The sequence below is a fragment of the Ornithinimicrobium sp. genome (genome assembly GCF_051004135.1).
Lineage (GTDB): Bacteria > Actinomycetota > Actinomycetes > Actinomycetales > Dermatophilaceae > Ornithinicoccus.
Genome location: NZ_JBPCKQ010000084.1, coordinates 1 through 3,699, shown reverse-complemented (window position 1 = coordinate 3,699; position 3,699 = coordinate 1). Strand labels below are relative to the sequence as shown.

Genomic DNA, 3,699 nt, shown 5'->3' with positions numbered 1-3,699 from the left:
TCGTAGGGGGTTGGGTAGTACCACGCGCCGTCTTGCACTCCTGCAACGTGGAGGTAGGACGACTTTCCTTTGTACGGGCAGTAGCTGTGGGTCGCGGAGTCCTCCAGCAGCCGCTCCGGAACATCGGCCCGGGGTACGTAGAAGCGGTTCGGGAGGTGCCCTTCGGAGAGCACCAGCGCGTTGCGGGTCTGCGCGATCACCTCGCCGCGCACGCTGACCTCGACGGGCCGTGAGGTGCGACGTACGTCGATCCGTGTGTAGGGATCGCGCGGGTGTGCACCTGTCTCCTCGTCCTCATCGAACCAGGTATCCATCGCGTCCCAGTAGAAGGCGACGTAGCCCTCCAGCCAGGACGCCTCGGGCTGCGGTTCGAGGTAGCCCCAGGCGGCGTTCGACGCCGTCTTGCCACCGGCCTCGACGTCCCAGTACGAGGCGTCGCCCTTGAACGGGCAGTGCGTCGTGTGGTCGGTCGGGGTCAGCGTCGTGAGGACATCGCTGCGCGGCACATAGAGCACCACCATCAGATTGCTCTCGTGCAGCAGCATCGCCCGCACGGAGTCCAGCACCAGCTCGTCGCCGAGGAAAGCCCGGATTCGGCGCGGGAACGGGTCGAAGAACAGCCGGTGCTGTGGCCCGTCAATCTGATAGTTCACGGTGGTCGGTTCATTACTGGACAGCGGCCGGTGTCGGCCAAGGGTCAGGGACATGTCTCCATTGTTGCTTGCGGCGTCGAGGACTGGACAAGACCTCGTGTTGACTGCATGAGAATCCTCCGCATAGATCCACACGTTGCCTCCTGTGGTTTCCTGCGCCACCCGGAGTCGTTCCAGGCGCGGTTAACCGATACCCGGGCGCGGGGTGGCCCCGTGAGCACCCGCGCTCGTCGCGCGCGCCCGGAACGCGATTCCGCGCAGAGCGGCCGCGACCACTGCGACCAGCAGCCACCGCTCCATCGGGTCTGCGAGGTCCGGTAGCCAGCCCGGTCAGCAGCATTCTGCCTCCGCGTTCGTCTGGGTGAGGGGCTCACCGGAGGGTGTGCAGGCCAGGCAGGAGAGCAGTCCTTCGAGACTGCTGGCCGCGTGCGCCTCGATGGCGTCCAGCAGTCCGGTGATGTGTGGTCCCTGAAGGCGGTAGATCGAGCGGCGGCCTTCACGGCGTACCGCGGTGTAGCCGCAGTCGGTCAGGCAGCGTAGGTGCACCGAGACCCGCGGCTGGCTCACCGGCAGCGCCTGGGTCAGCTCGCCTACGGTCATCTCCTCGTGGGTGCGCAGCAGTCCCAGGATCTGCAGCCGCACCGGGTCCGCGAGGGCGGAGGCCGTCTTGGCCAGTACCAGTAGCCGTACGTCGGCGGCGAGTCCGTCCAGCGCCACCGTGGCAGCGGCGTTGCCGGCTGTGGCGGAGTCCTTGGTGGTCAGCGGCATCGGCGGGGCCCCCTGGTTGCATTCATTCGGATAAGCGAATACGGTTTTGATCATTCGCTTATCCGAATACTAGAGGAGAGTTCTTCATGACGGAGACCCAGGCACACCCGACCCACGTTGAGTCCCGCACGCGTCGGGCGGTCCTCGGTGCCGGCTGGGGGGTGGTGGCCACCTTGGCGATGAGCGTGCTGATGATCGCTGGGTTCGCGACCGGGATCGCCCCGATGCCCAAGCCCATCCCGCAAGCCCTGGTCGTCCAGACCCTGGGCGCGGTGCCCAAGCCCGCCCTGATGGGTCTCGCGGTCCTGGCGCACTTGGCTTATGGAGCGAGCGCCGGTGCGGTCCTGGCGGTGGCGCTGCGACGGGTCACCGTGGCCAGGGCCATCGGGTACGGCGTAATGCTGTGGGCGTTGATGGGCCTGGCTTGGTTGCCTTATCTGGGCTGGGGTCTGTTCGGCACCGGCATCACCGCCAAGATCGCGGCGGCAACCCTCCTGCTGCACCTGGTCTACGGCACCACCCTGGGTCTGCTGCTCGACCGAGGACGCGTTCGCTGACCCCGTCAGGAATGGACGGAAGCCAGGACCGAATGACCGACTGATGCGAGATGAGGAAAACAATGATCGATGTTGAGGTGTTCTTCGACTACACCTGCGGGTTCTCTAACCGGGCCCGGCACTGGCTCGACGCCTTGGATGATGTGCAGGTGGTGTGGCGGCCATTCTCGCTGCTCGAGCAGAACCGTGACGGGGGCGGGCAACCGGTCTTCGAGCAGGCCGAGCAGGCCGACAATGTCTCGCTGATCGCCCTCGCGGTCCACCTGGGCGTCGGTGCCGATGGCGGACACGTCGGTCAGTACCGTGAACGGATGTTCGACGCCTGGCACGAGGAGCCCGGCCGGCTCTCGACCGAGGACATCCTCGGGTTCGGCCAGGCTGCGGGGTTGGATGGGTGGGACCACGACCGGGCCTTCGCCGCGCTGGGCGATCAGCACGCAGCGGCCGAACAGCTTGGTGTTTTCGGTACCCCGACCCTCGTGCTCGATGAGGAACACACGGTGTTCGTCAAGCTCGGCAACGTACCGACGGCTGACCGGGCCTGGCCGCTGTGGGAGCAGGTGCGCCAACTCGCCCTAGGTGCGCCGGACCTGCGCGAGTGGCACCGCGTGGTCCCCGAGCCCAAGGATGTGAGATGAGACAACGGTTGGTCGTGGTCGGCGGGGATGCCGCGGGGATGAGCGCGGCCTCGGCGGCCCGGCGGTTGCGCGGCCCCGATGACCTGGAGATCGTCGCGTTCGAGCGCGGCAGCTACACCTCCTACTCGGCGTGCGGGATCCCCTATTTCATCGGCAACGTGGTCGAGGACCTGGATGCCTTGATCGCCCGCACGCCGGAGCAGTTCGTCCACGACCACGCGATCGACGCCCGGGTTCGCCACGAGGTCATGACCATCGACCTGGATCGGCGCGCAGTGCTGGCCCGCGACCTGGCCACCGGCGAGGAGACCTGGGAGGCCTTCGACCAGCTGATGATTGCCACCGGTGCGGTGCCGATCCGCCCGCCCCTGCCCGGCATCGACGCCGCGGGCATCTTCGGGGTGCAGACCCTCGACGACGGGCTGGCGGTTCGAGCGGCGCTGGAGGTCGAACCTCCCCGCAGCGCGGTCGTGGTCGGTGCCGGCTACATCGGCCTGGAGCTGGCCGAAGCCCTGTGTGCGCGGGGGATCCCCGTCACCGTCATCCAACGAGGCCGCACCCCGATGGACACCCTGGACCCTGACATGGGTGGCATGTTGGTCGAGGCGATGCGGCGGTTCACGATGACGCTACGGCTGGAGGAGACCGTGACCGGCTTCGAGACCGACGCCGGACGCGTACGTGCGGTCGTTACCGACCAGGGCACCGTTCCCGCCGATCTGGTCATTCTCGGCCTGGGGGTGCGCCCCAACAGCGAACTCGCTGCGGCCGCCGGTATCCCGCTGGGTCCCACCGGCGCCATCGCGGTCGACCAGCGGTTGCGGACCCGCGTGGCCGGAGTATGGGCTGCGGGAGACTGCGTGGAGAAGTTCCACCGGGTCTCGCGCCGGCCGGTCGCGGTCGCGCTGGGCACCCATGCGAACAAAGAAGGCCGCACGGCGGGGATCAACCTCGGTGGCGGATACGCCACCTTCCCCGGCGTGCTGGGCACCGCGGTGACCAAGATCTGCGACGTAGAGGTCGGCCGAACCGGCCTGGGGGAGGCCGAAGCCGAGGCCGCCGGGTTCGAGACCGTCAGCGTCT

General features: G+C 67.8%; 5 protein-coding genes. 3 read left to right on the top strand and 2 right to left on the bottom strand.

Translation table 11 applies throughout. From position 1 onward, the window contains the following. On the bottom strand, positions 1-707 hold a 707-nt coding region (locus ACR2FV_RS04900), incomplete at its 3' end, for a DUF427 domain-containing protein (protein WP_434014582.1). 276 nt (positions 708-983) lie between these two features. Beyond that, positions 984-1,421 (bottom strand): ArsR/SmtB family transcription factor, encoded by a 438-nt coding sequence (locus tag ACR2FV_RS04895; protein WP_434014581.1) that lies wholly within the window; start codon positions 1,419-1,421, stop codon positions 984-986. A gap of 86 nt (positions 1,422-1,507) precedes the next feature. On the opposite strand from ACR2FV_RS04895, the gene ACR2FV_RS04890 reads away from it, so the two are divergent. The 3 genes from ACR2FV_RS04890 to ACR2FV_RS04880 all read left to right on the top strand — a co-directional run. Then, a complete protein-coding gene (locus ACR2FV_RS04890; protein WP_434014580.1) occupies positions 1,508-1,978 on the top strand; it encodes a hypothetical protein in 471 nt (156 codons plus the stop codon). Positions 1,979-2,055: 77 nt separating this feature from the next. Further along, positions 2,056-2,616 carry a DsbA family protein gene (locus tag ACR2FV_RS04885; protein ID WP_434014579.1) on the top strand — a complete coding sequence of 187 codons (561 nt, stop codon included), beginning with the start codon at positions 2,056-2,058 and terminating at the stop codon, positions 2,614-2,616. Continuing rightward, a partial coding sequence (locus ACR2FV_RS04880) for an NAD(P)/FAD-dependent oxidoreductase (RefSeq protein WP_434014578.1) occupies positions 2,613-3,699 on the top strand: 1,087 nt, incomplete at its 3' end. The genes ACR2FV_RS04885 and ACR2FV_RS04880, both read left to right, overlap by 4 nt.